17 protein-coding genes are annotated in these 17435 nt (G+C 54.4%); 10 read left to right on the top strand and 7 right to left on the bottom strand.

Translation table 11 applies throughout. The features are described 5' to 3' along the window. Window positions 1-233 precede the first annotated feature (233 nt). The 5 genes from KF784_00325 (at window position 234) to KF784_00305 (ending at window position 8810) form a co-directional block, all read left to right on the top strand. Window positions 234-1181 carry a hypothetical protein gene (locus KF784_00325; protein MBX3117480.1) on the top strand — a complete coding sequence of 316 codons (948 nt, stop codon included), beginning with the start codon at window positions 234-236 and terminating at the stop codon, window positions 1179-1181. A gap of 9 nt (window positions 1182-1190) precedes the next feature. Further along, on the top strand, window positions 1191-3035 hold the full coding sequence (locus KF784_00320) for a hypothetical protein (GenBank protein MBX3117479.1): 1845 nt from the start codon (window positions 1191-1193) through the stop codon (window positions 3033-3035). After that, window positions 3029-5368, top strand: a complete 2340-nt coding sequence (locus KF784_00315; GenBank protein MBX3117478.1) for a hypothetical protein — start codon at window positions 3029-3031, stop codon at window positions 5366-5368. The genes KF784_00320 and KF784_00315 overlap by 7 nt, the downstream gene beginning before the upstream one ends. Further along, complete coding sequence (locus KF784_00310) at window positions 5325-7835, top strand: hypothetical protein (protein MBX3117477.1); 2511 nt, start codon at window positions 5325-5327, stop codon at window positions 7833-7835. Before KF784_00315 ends, KF784_00310 begins: the two co-directional genes overlap by 44 nt. A gap of 276 nt (window positions 7836-8111) precedes the next feature. After that, a complete protein-coding gene (locus KF784_00305; protein MBX3117476.1) occupies window positions 8112-8810 on the top strand; it encodes a Crp/Fnr family transcriptional regulator in 699 nt (232 codons plus the stop codon). A gap of 49 nt (window positions 8811-8859) precedes the next feature. Here the strand turns inward: KF784_00305 and KF784_00300 are convergent, their stop codons facing one another. Beyond that, the gene (locus KF784_00300) at window positions 8860-10029 is read right to left on the bottom strand and encodes an alginate export family protein (GenBank protein MBX3117475.1); all 1170 of its coding nucleotides are present in this window, start codon (window positions 10027-10029) and stop codon (window positions 8860-8862) included. Window positions 10030-10229: 200 nt separating this feature from the next. Here KF784_00300 and KF784_00295 point away from each other — a divergent pair, with 200 nt between their 5' ends. From KF784_00295 to KF784_00280, 4 genes are read left to right on the top strand one after another with little or no spacing between them, the layout of a single operon-like run. Then, window positions 10230-10832 carry a 4Fe-4S binding protein gene (locus KF784_00295; protein MBX3117474.1) on the top strand — a complete coding sequence of 201 codons (603 nt, stop codon included), beginning with the start codon at window positions 10230-10232 and terminating at the stop codon, window positions 10830-10832. A gap of 14 nt (window positions 10833-10846) precedes the next feature. Continuing rightward, window positions 10847-11341: a Rieske (2Fe-2S) protein gene (locus tag KF784_00290; protein ID MBX3117473.1), complete on the top strand. Its 495-nt coding sequence runs from the start codon at window positions 10847-10849 to the stop codon at window positions 11339-11341. Continuing rightward, window positions 11338-11571 carry a hypothetical protein gene (locus tag KF784_00285; protein ID MBX3117472.1) on the top strand — a complete coding sequence of 78 codons (234 nt, stop codon included), beginning with the start codon at window positions 11338-11340 and terminating at the stop codon, window positions 11569-11571. The genes KF784_00290 and KF784_00285 overlap by 4 nt, the downstream gene beginning before the upstream one ends. Window positions 11572-11580: 9 nt before the next feature. Further along, window positions 11581-11886: a hypothetical protein gene (locus KF784_00280; GenBank protein MBX3117471.1), complete on the top strand. Its 306-nt coding sequence runs from the start codon at window positions 11581-11583 to the stop codon at window positions 11884-11886. Between the two features lie 13 nt (window positions 11887-11899). On the opposite strand, the gene KF784_00275 is transcribed toward KF784_00280, so the two are convergent. The 3 genes from KF784_00275 to KF784_00265 are packed head-to-tail and all read right to left on the bottom strand — an operon-like array spanning window position 11900 to window position 13615. Then, complete coding sequence (locus KF784_00275; GenBank protein MBX3117470.1) at window positions 11900-12256, bottom strand: cupin domain-containing protein; 357 nt, start codon at window positions 12254-12256, stop codon at window positions 11900-11902. Continuing rightward, on the bottom strand, window positions 12249-13289 hold the full coding sequence (locus KF784_00270; GenBank protein MBX3117469.1) for a hypothetical protein: 1041 nt from the start codon (window positions 13287-13289) through the stop codon (window positions 12249-12251). The genes KF784_00275 and KF784_00270 overlap by 8 nt, the downstream gene beginning before the upstream one ends. Window positions 13290-13291: 2 nt before the next feature. Next, the gene (locus tag KF784_00265; GenBank protein MBX3117468.1) at window positions 13292-13615 is read right to left on the bottom strand and encodes a carboxymuconolactone decarboxylase family protein; all 324 of its coding nucleotides are present in this window, start codon (window positions 13613-13615) and stop codon (window positions 13292-13294) included. Window positions 13616-13701: 86 nt separating this feature from the next. Between KF784_00265 and KF784_00260 the strand changes: the two genes are divergently transcribed. After that, window positions 13702-14289, top strand: coding sequence for a molybdenum cofactor guanylyltransferase (locus KF784_00260; protein ID MBX3117467.1), 588 nt, complete (start codon window positions 13702-13704; stop codon window positions 14287-14289). Here KF784_00260 and KF784_00255 read toward each other — a convergent pair. The 3 genes from KF784_00255 to KF784_00245 are packed head-to-tail and all read right to left on the bottom strand — an operon-like array spanning window position 14282 to window position 17382. Continuing rightward, complete coding sequence (locus KF784_00255; protein MBX3117466.1) at window positions 14282-15019, bottom strand: Crp/Fnr family transcriptional regulator; 738 nt, start codon at window positions 15017-15019, stop codon at window positions 14282-14284. The genes KF784_00260 and KF784_00255 overlap by 8 nt on opposite strands. Continuing rightward, entirely contained in the window at window positions 15009-16430 is a 1422-nt protein-coding gene (locus tag KF784_00250) for an NnrS family protein (GenBank protein ID MBX3117465.1), read from the bottom strand. The genes KF784_00255 and KF784_00250 overlap by 11 nt, the downstream gene beginning before the upstream one ends. Beyond that, complete coding sequence (locus KF784_00245) at window positions 16387-17382, bottom strand: PLP-dependent cysteine synthase family protein (GenBank protein ID MBX3117464.1); 996 nt, start codon at window positions 17380-17382, stop codon at window positions 16387-16389. Before KF784_00245 ends, KF784_00250 begins: the two co-directional genes overlap by 44 nt. Window positions 17383-17435: the final 53 nt, after the last annotated feature.

Raw genomic sequence — 17435 nt, 5'->3', positions numbered from 1 at the left:
AACATAAATACTTCAACATTAAATCATTCAAGGAAGAATAATTAATCCAATAGAATAAGGCGAAAATATTATAATTACTTTTCGACCTACTATGATAAGATAACTTAGTGGGAGGATTGTTGAACAAAAGCGCCGCTCTCTGCGATGCTTGTGTTCGTCTTGTGTTTCGCCTGTAGCCTACGCGATCAGGCAGCACAGTTCTCCACTCATGAGGAGTAGGTGAAATGTATCGAATGAACTATAGACTTGCGCTTGCCGTATTAGTCGTAGCGATGTCGTCGTTCGTGTGCGCTCAGGAGACCAGGCTGCAGGAGCATGCCATCACTAACGCTAACCTGAATCTCAAGCGCACTCTTGTCTGTCGAGTTATGCCGGGGGAGAAGATCACAAACCCGCACCGACTTTCTGATGCTCAGGTTGTTGCGGCAACGCACTATCTTTCCAATATGGAGGAGTTTGAGGCATTTTTCGACGAAGTTGAGGAGCCCAGTGACGATACTGAAACTGGGTCCTATACCATCCCGATAGCCTGTAACACGCTGCCGAGCTACAACTGTGAGTTGACGAAGCATTCCAAGTGTCGCGAGATCACTCTACCGCCCGCTTGTGCGACTACTGCAAACTGCTTCACGTCGAAAACTGACTGCACAAAGGGGGCTGACAATTGCGGTGAGATCACACTTCCGAGTGCGTGCCCAGGAGGCATCACCTCGGTCACTGACTGTACCAAGTCAGCAGCAAAGTGTGATGTGTTCACTTTGCCGCCTGCTTGCAGCACGTCCGAGACGTACTGTTTTACTAAAAGCAGCAGCGTCAACTGTGGAACAAAAGGGGCGATATGCAACAAGATGACGATGCACGGTGAAGGCTGCACAAGCAATCCTGACCTTTGCAATCTGACGTTTAATGCAGCTGGCAGCTGTGCGGAGACGAAGAACTGGAACTGCGTCAATACGCTGAAACAGTGCGACACGAAGACCGAGAACAACTGCACCAAGGGCTACGCGTGCGAAAAGACAGTCGCAATTGTGTGTCTGACTTTTAAGGGGATTTTGTGCCCCGACGGTCCGCCTTATCCCACCGCACCAGAGGAGCCTTCATCCGGCCTTCTGATTATGGGGATCGGACTTCCACTCTTGGGCGTTGTAGCTTTTCGAGGCAAAGACGTTCTGCCCTGTTAAGCTAATGTTATGACAAGCGTGTTGGCCGCTATCGCTATAGGTCTGTGCTCTCCGCAGGTGTCTTCCGATCCGATGGTCGGGGTAAAGCCCTCGATCATGACCTTGGAGGAGTTGGCAACTGTACTCAGTAAGGATGGAGTGCAAGTTGTTTGCAACGCATCGCTTGCTTCGAGGGTCGCCTTGGTTGCGTTGCGCGAACGGCCTTTTTCTGAACAGAGACTTCGCCTCGAAAAAGGGCTTGGAGTCAAGTTCGTGGAATACCGTCCGGGCAACTGGACGATAGCGGTCGACACAAAGTTAGCTGCCGCAGATGCTGCGCTCTTATCCGCGTATTATCGTGGGGCAGAAGCGCGCCTGATGCGACAGCTAACGCTCGTTTTTCGGGACCTTGCTGGCGCCGACTTTGCCGTCGCCCAGCAGGAATTGGAACGTGCTCAGGAAGATTACCGTGCGCTGTCGGGTTCGGGATCTGCCTCCAGTGGAGGAGTGGCTGTCCAAGAGGCAAAGGATCGAATGGATCGTTTTGCTTCGGTGGCGACGGTTCCAAATTGGATCATTAGCAAGTTGCTCGGGGAGGAATCTTCGCTGCAGAGCCTGCAAAAACGAACGTCCGGGGGCTCGTTCTATCCCTCGGAGACTCTGATTCGCCGGTTTGCCTTTCCCGATAGAAGCGCGATTCATCCTAAAGATTTCTCTCTGAACTGGATTCTTGAAGCGCGAGGTCTCGCGCTGTCGGCTTGGATGGACCTGGACACGGGAGCGTTAAGAGGCGTGGCCATGCCGCTGACTAAGGATGGTCTGAACCGAGTACAGTCGGGTTACGATCTTGGACCGCTTTTTGACCTTGAGCGGGGAACCACGCCTTGGACGCTTGCCGGTCAATCGGCTCTGCAGAGTCACGAGTCTGTGTTGGCTGGGACACGTGATCTGCTCAAATCTGACATAGGACAGGCCAAAGTTCAGTTACCCGAGGGTACAAGACTGGGGCTTCTTCAGGTTCTACAGGCTTATGCTGAGCAGTATGGGCAGGATGTCATCGCACAGTGCCCAGCAAGCCTTGCGGTGGAACCCAAGTACGCTCGCAAAGACACAAGTCTGAAGCTTGCATCGATGCTTGCGCCCTTGCTTCGCGATTTGGACGCGACTTACTTCGCTCCGCAAATCCTTCAACTCTCGGGCCTGTCGCTTGATGAGGCTCGTGCTGCGATGCATGCGTATCAGATACGGAAGCTTTCGATCAGCATCCGTGAAGACGGTGATCTACTCATCGTTGATGACGAACTTGGTTTTCTGCGACGGACGGTCAAACCGCCAATTTCTGCGTTCTGTCGGCTTGAGGATCGATCAATCGATGCTGAGACGGGCGTTGCGGCAGTTTCATTTGAAGACCTTCGTCGGTACTGCTTGGCAGCCACGCCAGAGTCAAACGCTGCCTGGTTTTCAGTAGGAATGCGCGATTCGAAGTCGGATCGTATAAACCTTCAGCAGTTGGCGGAGAGTATGCCGTTCTTCCGCGTTTTGTGCTCATTATCAACGGAGCAGCTTACTGAGGCGCTTCGTGCGGTTGCGGACAAGAGGTCTTACGTCATCCCGTGCTCGACGCTTTCGCCTCAAGCGCTTTCGACTTTCTCTGCCTACTTACGGCAGATCCCGACGCTGAACTATGCATCTTCACACCCGATTGTCTCGCAAAATCTCCGGGGTGCTGAGATCCGTATCGGCCATGGGTTAGTCAACCAAAATCCTGGAACTCTCCGGTTCGCGTTTAGCCTCTATGGCGAGGCGCCCAGACCCACATCTCAGCCACTGATCGTCGCTGACAGCGGCGTGCCGCTGAGGATGGATGAATGGTAACCAGGGCAAAGACTCAACTCTTGCCTTTAAGCGAGTGGACGGCAAACGAACGATCTGCGCTGTTTGGTCGCAGCGTTGCCAGCATCGCTCTCCTCATGCTTGGATATGCGGCGGCAACGCTTTATCCGACGGCACACGCAGGCGCACGCGTATGGACCTTACTGCCTTTGCTGATTAGCGCTTTGCTGCTCCAACGGATGTTCAAACGCTCAGCGCACCGCTTGCTTGTTTTTGCACCGCTGTTGGCGCTGCCGATTATTGGGCAGGCATGGCATGCCGCTGCGCTGATGACTCTCCAGATAGCGCTTACGGCTAGCTATGGGCGGCGCTCAATGCGGCGCTGGTTCGTGCTTCCTGCGTCGGCCAGTCTTCTACTGACTGTCCTGTTGTATTGGGAGTCAACCGGTCTCATGTGGCGTGAGTTGCCATTGACGAGTTGGGCGGTGTCGTTGTGGGTCACCGAGATTCAGGGGCACCCGCAGCGCCTGGGGCCTGACTACGTTGGTCTACCGTGGCTGTTTTTGGCGCTTTCGGTGACCTTTATTGCAGCGATACGTCTTCGGGGCAGGCGTCTTTGGCTTGTGGCACCACTCGTTGCGCTCTTCCTCTTTGCAGCAGCGATGACCATGGTTACGAGTTCCTTGGCTCCGCTTATCCTTGACGTTTTCCTCGCAGTCTTTATGCTTGGGTCCTCTCCATCAAAGGGATGGATCGAGCCCCGTTGGGTGCGGCTTGGTGCGGTGATCGCATCGACATCTCTTCTATTGGGGTCAATCCTGGCCGGTTGGGGTGGCAGAATCGATGCACCCCGCAAGCTCGTCGTTCTGGAGCCTGGATTAGGAACGTTGGATTTTCCCGAGCGGCTGCCGACAAATCGCCAGGACACCGCGAATGCACACTTCGGCCTCCTTGTTCGACATTTGCAGAAGGCCGGGTGGGAAGCTACGGCGGTTCCTCAAGAAGAGGTCGAACGAGCCATTCCAGGTGTGTCTGTGCTGTGTGTCGCAAATCCTCAAAAAGCATTTACCGTCAAGCAGCGTGAAGCGATTAGACGCTTTGTGAGCGAAGGCGGCGCATTGCTGGTGTTGGGTGACCATACGGATATTGGGGACATCCAAGCGCCGCTTGACGAGCTACTTTCGTTCACATCAATCCGTTTCCGGTTTGATAGTGCTATTGATCTGGCTGGTACGGCGCAATGGATGAACGGGCTTCGGGGTTCGCCAACCCCTGGCTTTGCAGGCAGGGAAAACAGCGATTTTCGGATTAGCATTGGCGCATCGCTCGACGTTGGTCCAAGCGCTCGAGTCTTGATTACTGGCGACCGTGGATTCTCGGACATGGGCGATGCCTCTACTGGCCCATCAAAGCTCGGTGACATGATGTACACAGGTCGTGAGCGGCTGGGTGGAATTATTTTGGCGGCTGAAGAGCGAGTGGGTAAAGGGACCGTCGTCGTTTTTGGCGATACCAGCGGATTTCAAGACTCGACACTTTCGTTCAATCATGAATGGCGAATGCAGCTATTCGAGAGATTACGCAGTTACCGATCCTTGGGTGCTTCTTGGCTGCTTGTGTACGGCTTGGTGTTGTTGTCTGTGCTTACGATTTGGACAATGCGACGCTCGCCGGCATTGATTGCCTGTGTCTTTGCAGCAGTTGCAGCAGTCACAGCTCTCATTGCCCGGCCCTTGTCGACTCCGGCTCCAGACCTCTCGTCCAACGTACTCTTTGACACAAGCCACTGGCCAGCGGTGGTTAGCAGCAAGGAGGGCTCCGAGCTTTACAGGCTGGGCGAAACGGTTGTTCGAACCGGCAGCGAACTCTTGCTCTCCAACGACTTTGACCGAATGCTGGCGAGCAAGCCGCGCCAGGTCATTGTCGCAGCTCCAACAAAGCCATACACCATGGATGAGGCACGACGGCTGTTGGAGTATGTGAAGGAGGGTGGGCGTTTGATCATTTCTGCAAACGCGACAAACAACGTCGCGATGGCAAAGGTCGCTGCTGCATTCGAGTACAGCGTGAGTTCAAGATTGATTGGGATCGCGCCCGACTCCAGGGTCCTGGATGCGAACTGGCGTTTCTCGATCCCGATTGATCGCACCGGGATGCCAGAGGTTCCTTTCCGGCATGCCAACCCTATTTCGGGCGATCAATGGGAGCCTGTTGTGGAGTGCTGGGGGGAGACGATCGTCGCACGGCGGCAGATCGGAAAGGGAAGGGTCATATTAATCGCCGACGACGAGTTCGTTACTGACGCCAATGTTGGGAGGCAAGCCACCATCGATGTGGAAGTTGTTCAGTTTTTGGTTCACTGCTTGGAGTGGTAAGGATCACCGCACGGGATGGCTGCTGCCGATTTGGCTTGTTAGCCTTGTGTATCTGTGTTCGGCTGCCCAGTATGCGCTGACTTACCGGAGCTTTCTTGGTGTTGGGTTTATGCCCCACGGAACTTGGGTGCTCTGGGCAGGACTGGCTTTCTTGGGAGCTTTGGTCGTTCCTCTACCAACCAAAGCCACCTTCTACAGTCCTCTATGGAAGATAGCTCCGATCGTGCTTTTGCCGAGCCTGTGGGCGAGTTTGCCCGTGCTCGTGGGCGCAATTTTTGTGGCTGTCGCTGGCGTCTTGTGTTGGATACCCAAGCCGACTGCGCAGCGATTTTTCGGCGCGTTTTTTATGCTTTCGACGGCCTGGATAGGAAGCCTGTTGGTGGCGAATATCTACACGCACGTTGAGGCACGGACGCATTCCGTTCCCATGCTGACTTGGCCTTTGCAGGCGATATTGGGTCTCTTCGGCATCCCGTCTCATGTTTCGCAAGGGATGCTGACCTATAGTTCGGAGACGGGTACGCAGACAGTTCTGCCGAGTTTGGACAAGTTTGGCGGGCAACTATGGATCACTTTCCTTGTCACACTTGTGTTCATGGCTTTCCTCTATCGTTACGAGGTTAGAGCCGTGTTGCGGACATTGGGCGTGGGATTCCTTTTTGGGGTGCTTTGGGGTGCCAGCGTCGTGCTTTACTTTGGAAGCGCCCTGAGTCCTCAGTGGTGGGACGACGGCTATATCTGTCTAAGCTTCGCTCTGATCGCTCCGATTTGCATATTTAGCCTGGGCATCCCCAAGGGCGATCGGGAGTCGGCTATGCCCAAGTCGCGTCGCTATTCGCTCGCCGCCGTCGGGTTAGGGGCTGCGGGAGCCCTTTGCCTCGTCATAGGGTGGCAGTGGCCTGCGCCAGGACCTGTGAAAACTGGGGTCGTGATGGTCGACGACAGCTGCAGCGATTGGGAGGCAGTTGACGAGCCGATTACGACCCAGTGGTTTGGGACGCGCAGCGTTTATAACTACAGCGACTTCTATCGCGGTCTGGGACATTACTTCGACGTAAGTCGCAACACGGAGACGATCACGCCCGAGAGATTGAAGGGGGTGTCCGTACTCGTGGTCAAGACGCCAACGCGCGCCTACTCCAAGGAGTCTATTGCCGCGATTGTAGATTTTGTCCAGCAAGGTGGAGGACTCTGGCTTATCGGCGACCACACGGATGCGTTTGGTATGACGACCCACCTCAATCCAATAGCAGGGGAGTTCGGGTTTCATTTTCGCAACGATGCTTTTGCCGAGCCTCGGGACATCCGCACAATTTTTGAAGGCTCACCATGGGTGCACCCTACAGCAAGGCAGATGAACACTTTCTTGTTCTACACCGGCGCATCCATCTTGGGGAACTGGTGGGCTCAAGACCCTGTAAATGCTGGTCGGATGTTGATGGATGATGGCGATACGACCGTCGGCACTTTCTTTGGTGATTTCAAGGTGCAGCTATCCGAGCGGACCGGGTTTTGTCGTGCGTCAACGGTAGTCGATGCGGGCCGCGGGCGTGTTGCCGTATGGTCGGACAGCACGCTGTTCTCGAACTTCTCGATCTATATTCCCGGCAAGATGGAGACAGCAGTGGCGACGATCGATTGGCTTCGTCGTGAGAACGGAACGATGCCATTACGACCGATTCTCATTGCTCTGGGACTTGGGCTAATCGGGCTTAGCCTTTGGTCGGGCTTTTCTCCTGGTGTTGCGGGTCTTTGGTTAGGCCTTGCAGCTTCAGCAACGGTCCTTGGCTTCATCGTTGAAAAGGGCTATCCGCAAGTGGTGGAGCGGAACCCGATTCCGCGCGTTACATTCTATGAACCTGAAGTTAGCTATCACTTCCCGATTCTTCTGACCCATGATAAGCCAGTTGAGGAGGGTTATCTGACAGCCTATATCGCTGTACAGCGAGTGGGCCTTCGACCGACGATTGAGTACGATCTTGATGCGGCGATGAAACAGTCAAGAGTCATCGCGATGATCCATGAACACTCTTCGCCGGATACCGACCTCTCGCGCTTGGAACAGTGGATTAGAAATGGGGGAAGGCTGCTACTGCTGGATTCTGGCGGGGTCAGCAAACCGCTGCAGAAGCTTCTGAAGTCGGCCGGTGTTCATGTTGACAGCGCGGCGAAAAAGGATGGGACGCTACCGATTGAGAAGCTTTACACAGTGAGGCTTAACGGTAAGCCTAATCGGTACTTTGTAGGGTCGCAGTTCTATCTGGCGACGCTACGTGGCGGCCAGCCGATTGTTGAGACGGAGGGTGGGAAGACGGTTGTGGTCTCCGCGAAGCTTGGAACGGGGGAGATCATCGTTAGCACGACGTCGGGACTTTTCAGTGATACGTCTCTTGGTGAAAACTCTAGCGTACCAAGTAATTTCCAGCTTTGCGCCTACCACCTTCTCTTCGAATGGTATCGCCACTGACCAGGCGCTATTCAGGTGAGAAGGGATTGCCGTCCTGCAAGCAACGTGTAGTGAGAATTGGCTGCCCATCTTGGACGCAATTCGAACTCTCAAGACCTTCACCTGAATCTTGTCTGTAAACGACTTTACCGATGCTGACCTGATTTGCGCGTAGGTCAGCGGACAGTGCAACTCCAAGTGAACTCTTTAGAGAGACAGCAAAGAGGATGATTGTGGGATTGCAGCCGTTATACTGGATTCAACGACGATTTGGTTAAAGTGATTGAAGGAAACGCGATGGAGAAATTAGATTTAGCAATTCGCGAGGTGCTGCAAGCGAGCACGCTATTCAATGCTCTCACTCCCGAAGAGTCCGAAGGTTTAGCTAAGAATTCTCGGCTCTGTCGTGTCGCTCGTGGCGAAGTCATCTGGACTCATGGCGCCGAGGTCGATTTCTTCGGCATTGTGGGCACAGGCTTCGTCAAGATGGTCAAAGGGGTTTCCAGTGGAGCCGACGTGACCCTGGAGATAATGGGACCCGGCCAGATTTTTGGCCTCATGGGGACCTTAGATCGCCAAGGATGCCCATTAACAGCGATCGCCATCAGCAAGGCAATCTATCTGCGCGTGCCGAAGCGAGAGATTCACCCGATCTACGAAAGGAACTTAGTTCTGAAAAACGGGCTGTTGATGCGTCTTTCCCGGCGCTTTAAGCAAAACCTCGACATGATGGCCCGCATGGGCAGCGGACGGGTGGATGAACGCATCGGCGCCGTGCTCTTTATCCTCGCCGATTCCTACGGAGAGGAGGATGGCGATACGGTAAAGCTGACGATCCCCCTCACGCGTCAGGAGATTGGTGAGATGGCAGGAACCACCACCGAGTCGACCATCCGTACGCTTAGCCGATGGCAAAAGGAAGGCATTGTCAGCACGGACAAACATCTCATCACGATCACCGATGTGCCTGCACTCGTCGCGATTGTAGGCAAGTAACGACCGAGACATTCTGGACTGGTGGCGCTTTGCCTGGGTATTCAAGGGGTTAGAATCGAACTTGCATGGAAACGTAGCCCCAAGCCTGTTGGTCGGCGTTTCCACCGTTGACATTTTTCACATACTTGCCAGGCGAGAAGATGCCGATCCCTCCAGTAATGGTGTAGACCTTGTTCAGTCGGTAGGTCGCTTCGAGATTGAACTCGTTTCCAATGTCTCGGCCGCTCGTTCCGGTTGGATCGACGAACGATCCGCCAGGACGCTTGTTAGGTGCTCCGCCCGCACCGTACCAGGCATCGCTCGGGTCGCGAAGCGATAGGGAACTCCAACGTGCCCGCAGGTCGGTTTTGGTATTGAGTTTGTGGTCGATCTGGACCGCAAACTCGTTCATGTTCTTCCACGACTGCATATCCATGCTGCCGTAGAACTTGTGATTGGTTGGATACAGGTTGTCGAACGTTCGAGATGTATCCGCGTCAGAGCCACCGCTCGCCGCATTGGCTTCGACGTATAGCTTGGTGCGGGAGTCTAGTGATTTGGAAAGTCCCACGTGCCAAGCCCAAGCCTCTTGATCTTTGCCTGCGTTATCGCCCACCTGGAGAGCGCCTTCAAAATCGAAATTCATCCCGGCAATTTTGCCAGTGTAAGCGTGGGTCAGAGTCGTGATGTCGACATCGCCTGAGGGTGTTTCGTCGTGTTTGAAAATCGCGCTCGTTGTTCCCTGTCGCCAGGGGTGCGATACAAACCCAACGCGAGCATCGTAGATTCTGGGCCAAGAGACGCCAAACTTGAAAGCAGCAAAGTCCCAATCCTTAGATTGAAATCGGACGCCATCCATCGCCCGAGCGACATTCGCCCATTCGAGGCACCCGATCAATCGTTCCGATCCGAGGTTAATCTTCTGCCGCCCGATGGTCGTTGTCCAACCCGAGTTCTTGTAACGGACAAAGGCCAAGCTGGCATCGCTGTTTTCATCAGTTTTATTGATGCGATCACGCCAAAGGAAGGAATGCGCGTACTGGTATTGGAAGGCACCAGAAATCCGATCGCCATACGTGAACGTAAACCCTGGCCGGACTCTCGTGAGAAGCTCCGACCGTCCGTCTCCAAGAGCGTCGTTAAAGTCGCGATTGATCCGACGCTCGAAGCGGGACCGCTCCTCAAATGTGTACTTTATGTCTAGCTTCGGGACGTCGTTCGTGAGTGACAGCCAAATCATTCCTTGGTCTCCTATTGTCGAGGCGCGTGGCCCCTGAGATTAGGTTGGGCCGTGCTTCAAAGGAATTCTATGACGGCAGTCATACGGCGTAATTTGCAACTAAAAGGGGCGGAATATCTAACCTATGATCCGGGTCATAGACGGCACGCCCTCCTACCGCCAGAATTTTGTTATGCAGTTGAGGAGTGCCCGAGCGATCGATGAGTGAACGTCAGTTTTATATCGATCCGAGCCGGTGTATTGGATGCAACGCCTGCGTTGAAGCTTGCGCCGAATGCGATACCCATGCGGGTGTTTCTATGATCCATCTGGAAACAATCCAGCGTGGGGACACCGTGCAGACCACGCCCATCATCTGCATGCACTGCGACGAGCCTGCGTGCGCAGCCGTTTGTCCGGCAGATGCGATCAAACGCACACCCGATGGAGTCGTTCAAAGCTCGCTGAAACCAAGGTGTATTGGATGTTCGAACTGCGTCTTTGCGTGTCCTTTCGGTGTGCCGAAGTACGACGCAGCAATCGACCAAATGATGAAATGCGACATGTGCTACGACCGCACTTCGGTTGGGAAGAAGCCGATGTGCGCGACGGTCTGCCCTTCACAAGCGCTGTTTTTTGGAACCCCCGAAGAGATCGCCGAGCTGCGGGGTGGCACACCGATCAATGAATTCATTTTTGGAGATCGGAAGATTACGACCAAAGTACATCTGATGATGCCCGCTGGCAATAAGCGGCTGGAAGTCCGCGCGGATGCACTGATCCGCAAATCCGACCTGCTGACGAACTCACGACTTCAAAAATAGGAGCCTGAAAGATAATGGACAAGAAGCTGATTGAAGATTTTCCAGTGGATTGGGAAGAGGATCATTACGTAAGCCGACGAGAGTTTTTTAAGTTCCTGACGCTCGCGAGCGGCGGACTTGCCGCTGGTACTGCGGCAGTGGGAGTTTGGTCGAAAATCCCGCGTGACGTTCGTCCGATGGAACCGGCGATGATCGCCACGGTCGGCGACGTTCAACCTGGAACATCCCTGGCATTTAGTTATCCAAGACCACGCGATCTCTGCATTCTCGTTCGCAAAAAAGATGGTGAATGGACTGCATTTTCACGACGGTGCACTCACCTGTCCTGTCCCGTTGACTATCAGCCCGACCATGATCGGTTGTTCTGTCCTTGCCACAACGGCGCATTCTCCATCGAAGACGGCCGGGTGCTGCAAGGACCGCCCCCGCATCCCTTACCCAAAATCATGGTGGAGGTACGGGGAGACGAGATTTGGGCGGTCGGAGTAGCGAAAGGAGAAATGGCATGAAGACGCCAGGCTATTATCGACGACGCCAAAAATCAGCGGTGTTTGTGGGGATGCTGCTTTTCCAGCTGGTCCTTCTTTTGTTGCAGCTTTGGTTGTTCGTCGCCGCTTTTGAGAACCTCCTTGCTGGGCACACGTCGATGGCGATCCCGGCGGCTTTAGCAAGCCTCGCTATTCTGGCAATAAACATCTGGATGCTCAAAGGGGTTGACCGGATGAGCTCGGATTCATAGAATCTAATCGTGCCTGTTTATCTTCATCTTCGCATCCGTGTTTTGTCGTCAAGGCTTGACGACTTTCACGCATTTCTATCTAGGGCGATTCCGTGTTACGAACAACCGGGTGGCATTAAAGTGCGTCTGTTGCAGCAGGATGGCGACCCTGAATCCTTCATTGAGGTTGTGGAATATGAAACCGAGGACGACTATGCGAAGGATCAGGTTAGGGTTGAGGAAGATCCGCAATCTCGTGACCTGATAGCTGAATGGCGAACGTTATTAGATGGCCCTCCAACTGTTGAGGTCTGGCGGGAGCAAACTCTCATTTGACGTGGATGTTTGGTTATCGGGGGCGCGAGGCGGCATCGCTTAAGTTCAGTCGTCGTCGTTTGTGGACGTTGAGATAAGCCAGTCGGTCTGATCCCGCGCTGATTGTGCGTTCTGATCCTTTGGGAATCACAACTGAAAAGCCTGCTGAAAGGGGCATCGTTTGCCCGTCGACAATCAGCTCACCAACACCCGAGATCACCGTCATTACGACATCGACCTCGACATTGACGTGAGCAGGGACGCTTTGCCCAGGATTCCACGCGACAAAAGTGCAGTTCAAATCTTCACAAGCATCGGACCATAACGGCCCGGTCGCGGGATTCTCTTCCAGTAGAGTGGAAAGGTTTGAGAAGGCAGGAGTCTTATCCAACGAACGGGTCTCCATCGATCACAGCGGCTTGATTTAACGCTATCAACTTGCGCTTTTCTGGGGGAGAGAGATTTTGGTGATCGCCAAAATCCATCCCGATCTCCTTCATCACATTAACAAGATCGTCGTGGTGGAGCTTTGATTGATAAGTTTGCCCCGATCGGATACATGCCACTTGCTCGCCTTGCTGCCCCTCCTCTTTGTAGTACGCCACGCCAAGCTGTGCGGGTCTTTGGATGACGTGGAACAGCTTGCCGAACGGCATATACAGCAGCAGAAGGATCACAGTGAACGCGTGGAGCAGAGAGATAAACGAAAAATGCGATCCGCCCATCAACCGATAGCTTGCCGTAAGCATAAGCCCCGAAACCGCAACCGCAAACAGCAGGAACAGGGGAATGAAGTCGTTGGCAAGGGTCTGGACAGATTGGGCACCCGAGTCAAAGATACGGCGATGCATGGCAAGGCCGACACCCGTGAGGACCAACACCGCACTGATGTTCAAGGCATTGAACATGAAGAAAGCGATGACGCTGTCGGGGGGAAAGGAGAATTGGGGAACGCCCATAAACTCCACAAGGTAGTCCTTTCCGTTGGCCGCAATGCTGAACTGAACCCATCCCCAACTCAGCGGAAACGTAACGAAGAATGCGAGGATGCATCCCCACGCAAGACAGATGTGGGCCAACCATCGCTGCTTACTCCGACGCTCGATGAACTTCTGTACGACGATGTTGTTCCAGAACAGTTTGACCAGTTTAAGGATGTTTGGAAAGAGCCGCTTTGGATTGAGAAAGAGCCTCCAGCCGGCAACGAAATAGCGATATGTTGCAGGCCGCTGAACCCACATCGTGTAGCGATATGCCATCGCAAAGGCGGAAAAAACCGTTGCTGCCGCATAGGCCGCCAAGGGCGAATCGAATCGCGTTAAGTTGCCTGAACCGAAATAGATCCCTGCTATGACCAGCAACGCGGCAATGAGCCCTGCGAAGAAGGCGTTCGCTTGTGATCGGTATGACGTTCGAATGACCATTCTTAGCTCTCGTCCTTTTTGTCGATGACATCGTCGATCCATGACATCGCTGCCATCATGTTTGGGAATCCAATGGTGGTCGTTGAGAGGAGGATCGCGTGGCGGATTTCTTCGGGTGTGCAGCCCGCCTCTAGAGCTTTGCGAGTGTGGCTGTGGGCAGCCCCTTCCATTCGTGCGCCGACGGTAATCGATAGCTTGATGAGGGCTCTTGTCTTTGCATCAAGAGGGCCCGACGCGGCGGTTGCATCTCCAAGCGACTTATATGCTTGGGCGATATCAGGATACTTCTCTAAGAATTGGACGTAGCGTTTGGGCAGCTTGCTCATAGTTATTCAGATGATCGCCCATCCGCTGGCATTCGGCTATGATTCTGGTCATAGCCGAACAAATTCACAGGAGCCAATATGTAACTATGCCAATCGAAGCGATTGTCTTGACGGGCGGTGCGAGTTCGCGGATGGGCGAAGATAAGGCAGGCTTGACGGTTGGCGGCGAACCGCAAGCGAAGCGCATTGCCGATATCATTGCAGCGACTGGGCACCGTGTGACGATCCTTGGCCGATCACCGATCCACGGCCACAATTTTCTCGCAGATGCCGAGGAGTTTCGGGGGCCACTCGCCGCTCTCTCACGATACGATCCATTCTCAGAATTTGTCTTTGTGGCCTCGTGCGATATGCCGAGGTTCGATCCCCGGATCGTTCCCGTATTGCGGACGGGCATCGACAGCGCCTCCGGCGAGGCCCAAAATGAGGGCGTGTTTGATGCGGCGATGCCTGTGATCGGGGGCAAGATGCAGCCCCTTTGCGCTCTCTACCGGCGTACTGCTTTCCTGAAGATTCCTGAAGTTGTTTCAGCAGGCAAAGCGAGTCTCATGTCTTGGCTGGATCTGCTTAACGTGCGTCCGTTCGAGGCTGCAGAGCTTCGCTCTGAGGGGCTTGATCCACACTGCGTTCATAGTGCAAACACCCCAGAAGAGTTTCAAGGGCTGACTAACTAACAAGCGCCTCGTTAAGCAAATTCATGTTCGTAATCGTGATCACTTGGTGATCTGTATCAAGCACTCCAGCTTTCTGCCATCGGCTCATCACGCGGATCGCCGTCTCAACCGTCGTGCCTGCCATTTCCGCAAGATCTTGGCGGGTGAGTGGAACCGTCAGTCGAACGCCTTCGGGGACGTTCTCGCCGTAAGATTCAACAAGAATCGCAAGCACAGCCGCGAGCCGCTGTTCGATCCTCCCCGTGCTGAGGCGAGCCATCATGTCGTGTGCTTTTCTTAATCTGGGGGCGATAGAGCGCAGAATCTGGTCTTTCATGTTCGGGTTGGCGGCGTAAGCAGCATTGATCGCACGCGTTGGGATTTTCAGATACCACGTGTGGGTCACAGCACAAGCACTCAGGGGGTAGATGCGGCCTTCAAGAGCTGCCATCAGTCCAAAGCATTGCCCGGGCCCGAGCAATTCGACCGCGACTTCCGAGCCGCTCGGTGTTGTGCGCGTCATCTTCACATAGCCCACACCCACGACACCGACGAAGTGCGATGGGGAGTCGGCGATCCAAATGTACTCGCCGCGTTCCGCATAAGCCACGTACGACTCCTTGGCAAGGATTGTCCGCTCCTCATCGGTGAGTGCGTTGAGCATTGAGCAAGCTTCGAGAACGGAGATCACCGACGGTTTTTCGGGGACTCCGTTCATCAATTGATGGACGGAATGGGAGTTAGCAGGCATAAGACACCTTGTGGCGGCGGCCCCGCAACATGATGGAAACCATGTAGAAGGCCCAAATCGATAGAGCAGTAAGCTCGACAAACCCGGTGAATCCCATCGGGATGAAGGCGCGTCCAGTGTAGTCGGTGCCGATCTCAAGACCAACACGAGCGGCATTGCCAAGATTCAGAAGCCAAAAGACGCTCCATAGCGTTGGCAGCTTTTCTTCGGAAAGGCCGTTCAGACGTGAGACGACATGGATGCCGACACCAAGGATCATTTGAGAGATAAATCCAACGGTTGCGGCATGTCGGATTGCGCCGGTGTAGGCATGTGAAAACGGGCTGGATATTTGCAGGAGATGGGCAGGTTCCAACACCATGAGCGAGCCTGCAATCATGAGCCAAGCAAAAGCAGCACGGATGAACTTATGGGAAGTGAGATGCAACGACGGGCGCTCGAAAATACCGAGAGCCGCAACGATGAACAGCGCTCCCGAACCGAGCACGGCGCCCCCGTAATAGTAGGTCGATCCAGACTCGGCAGCCATCCCCGAACGATAGAAGGCCAGCCAGCCAAATATTCTCATGAGGAGTCCTGCCGTCCAAACGCCCAAGCCGAATAGGGCAACATTTCGAGACGCAGTTCGGAAACCAAAGCACGAGTTCATCTTGACGAGAGCCACCCCAAAGATCATCATCGCTACAAAGCCGAGAAACTGGGCTTCACGCAGGGCCGGAAACCACTCGGCAATAAAAGTGACAGAAGCTTGAGCATTCGCTTGGTGCGAAAAGGCGAATGCAAACGGCTCTGCAACACTGACGATGAGCATCCAAGCCAAGGAGGCAAAGACGAATGTGGTTTGCCACGTCAAGCCTGTTCCGCGTCGGTGTCGGGTTATCCCGGTATTTAACACAAAGAGCAACACAGCGATCGTCTGCAAGACGCACGAACCGATACCAACGGGCACCCACAGATCGTGGTTCACATGTGTCAGCGGCTCCGTAACAAACCGCAACGCGATTCCCGAACCCATGAGCCCGAGAGACGCATAAGCCAGACGATGAAAGAGCTGCTTACGGGCGATTGTCGGAGGGTGCTGCTGCAGTGCGAACCCCATGATAAAGAATCCGACCCAGCCAAAGAGTTGAGAGTTGGCGTGGGCGAGGATATAGGGGGTCCATATATTAGTTGTGTAGCTACCTTGAAGGGCAATGCCAAGCAGAGCTATCGCTCCGAGGAGGCAACCCGCCGTCAGGACACTCAGGATTCCTGCCAAAAAGAAGGGTCGATAAATCCAAACATTTGCTTTTCCGTTTGGATCGCGTTCCGGTACCTGGGTAGGCAGTACGCGTAAAGGATAAAGCTCGCGCACACTCATCGTATTCCTATCCTGCGTCACCTTGGGGTGCGACAACATGACCGCTGTCATAGCCGGGCAGAATGGCGGCTCGCTCTGCCTGCCTTTGTTCACAAAGCGAAAGGAAGGGACATGGAACACCCTGACATCCAACGAGTCCGTGGCTGACGTACTTGGAGTACCCGTCGGCGAAGAGAGTGGCGACAGTTGCAAAGCGCTTGCGCAGTCGCTTGGCAGCCGCGTAATTCGCGCCGGACGAGATGCCGACGCACAGCCCGAATTTTTCCTGTAGTTCGTGCGCGGCGCTAAGCGCCTCTGCTGACGACACAACGATAATGCTATCGATAACTGGGTTCAACCCACCGTTGCCGTTCGATGCGATTGGTGGGATGAATCCGTCGCCTATTCCGAAGATTGAGTGAGCGCGGTGACCGCCGCCCGACATCACAGCTGACTCTTCCGGCTCAACAGCGACGATACAGATATCGGGGTAGTGCTGTTTCAGGGCTTGTCCAACGCCGACCAACGTGCCTCCGGTGCCAATGCCCGCGACAAACGCATCCAGTTCACGGCCGGAGATCTGGCCGATCAATTCTGCACCGGTCGTTTGTTCGTGACACTCGACGTTTAGAGGATTGCTAAATTGATCGGGGTTGAACCAGCCTCGCTCCTCTGCAAGTCGATTACGGATTTCCGCCGCCTCGGCAAAGCTGCCCTCTTCGGAGCATAGGATGAGATCGGCTCCGAGTGCTCGAATGATCGATTTACGCTCTTCTGTCATGTTCTCGGGCATGACGATGGTGACGGGATGCCCAAGCTCTCGTCCCCAATAGGCCACCGCGATGCCAGTATTTCCGCTGGTCGCTTCCACGACCGTTTGTCCGGCTTTTAGGAGTCCCAACTTCTTGCTTCGTACCAGAATGTAGTGAGCGATCCGATCCTTGACGCTGCCGAGCGTATTCAGGCACTCAAGCTTGGCGATGATTCCGCCCGATTCCCATACCGGAGTATTGCCAATGTTCATTTTCGCTTCAAATTCGGGGCAGCCCAGACGGGCTGCCCGCTATGCGTCACATG

The sequence above is a fragment of the Fimbriimonadaceae bacterium genome, from assembly GCA_019638775.1.
Lineage (GTDB): Bacteria > Armatimonadota > Fimbriimonadia > Fimbriimonadales > Fimbriimonadaceae > JAHBTD01.
The sequence above is the reverse complement of the archived record's forward strand: the minus strand, read 5'-3'. Positions and strand labels throughout refer to the sequence as shown.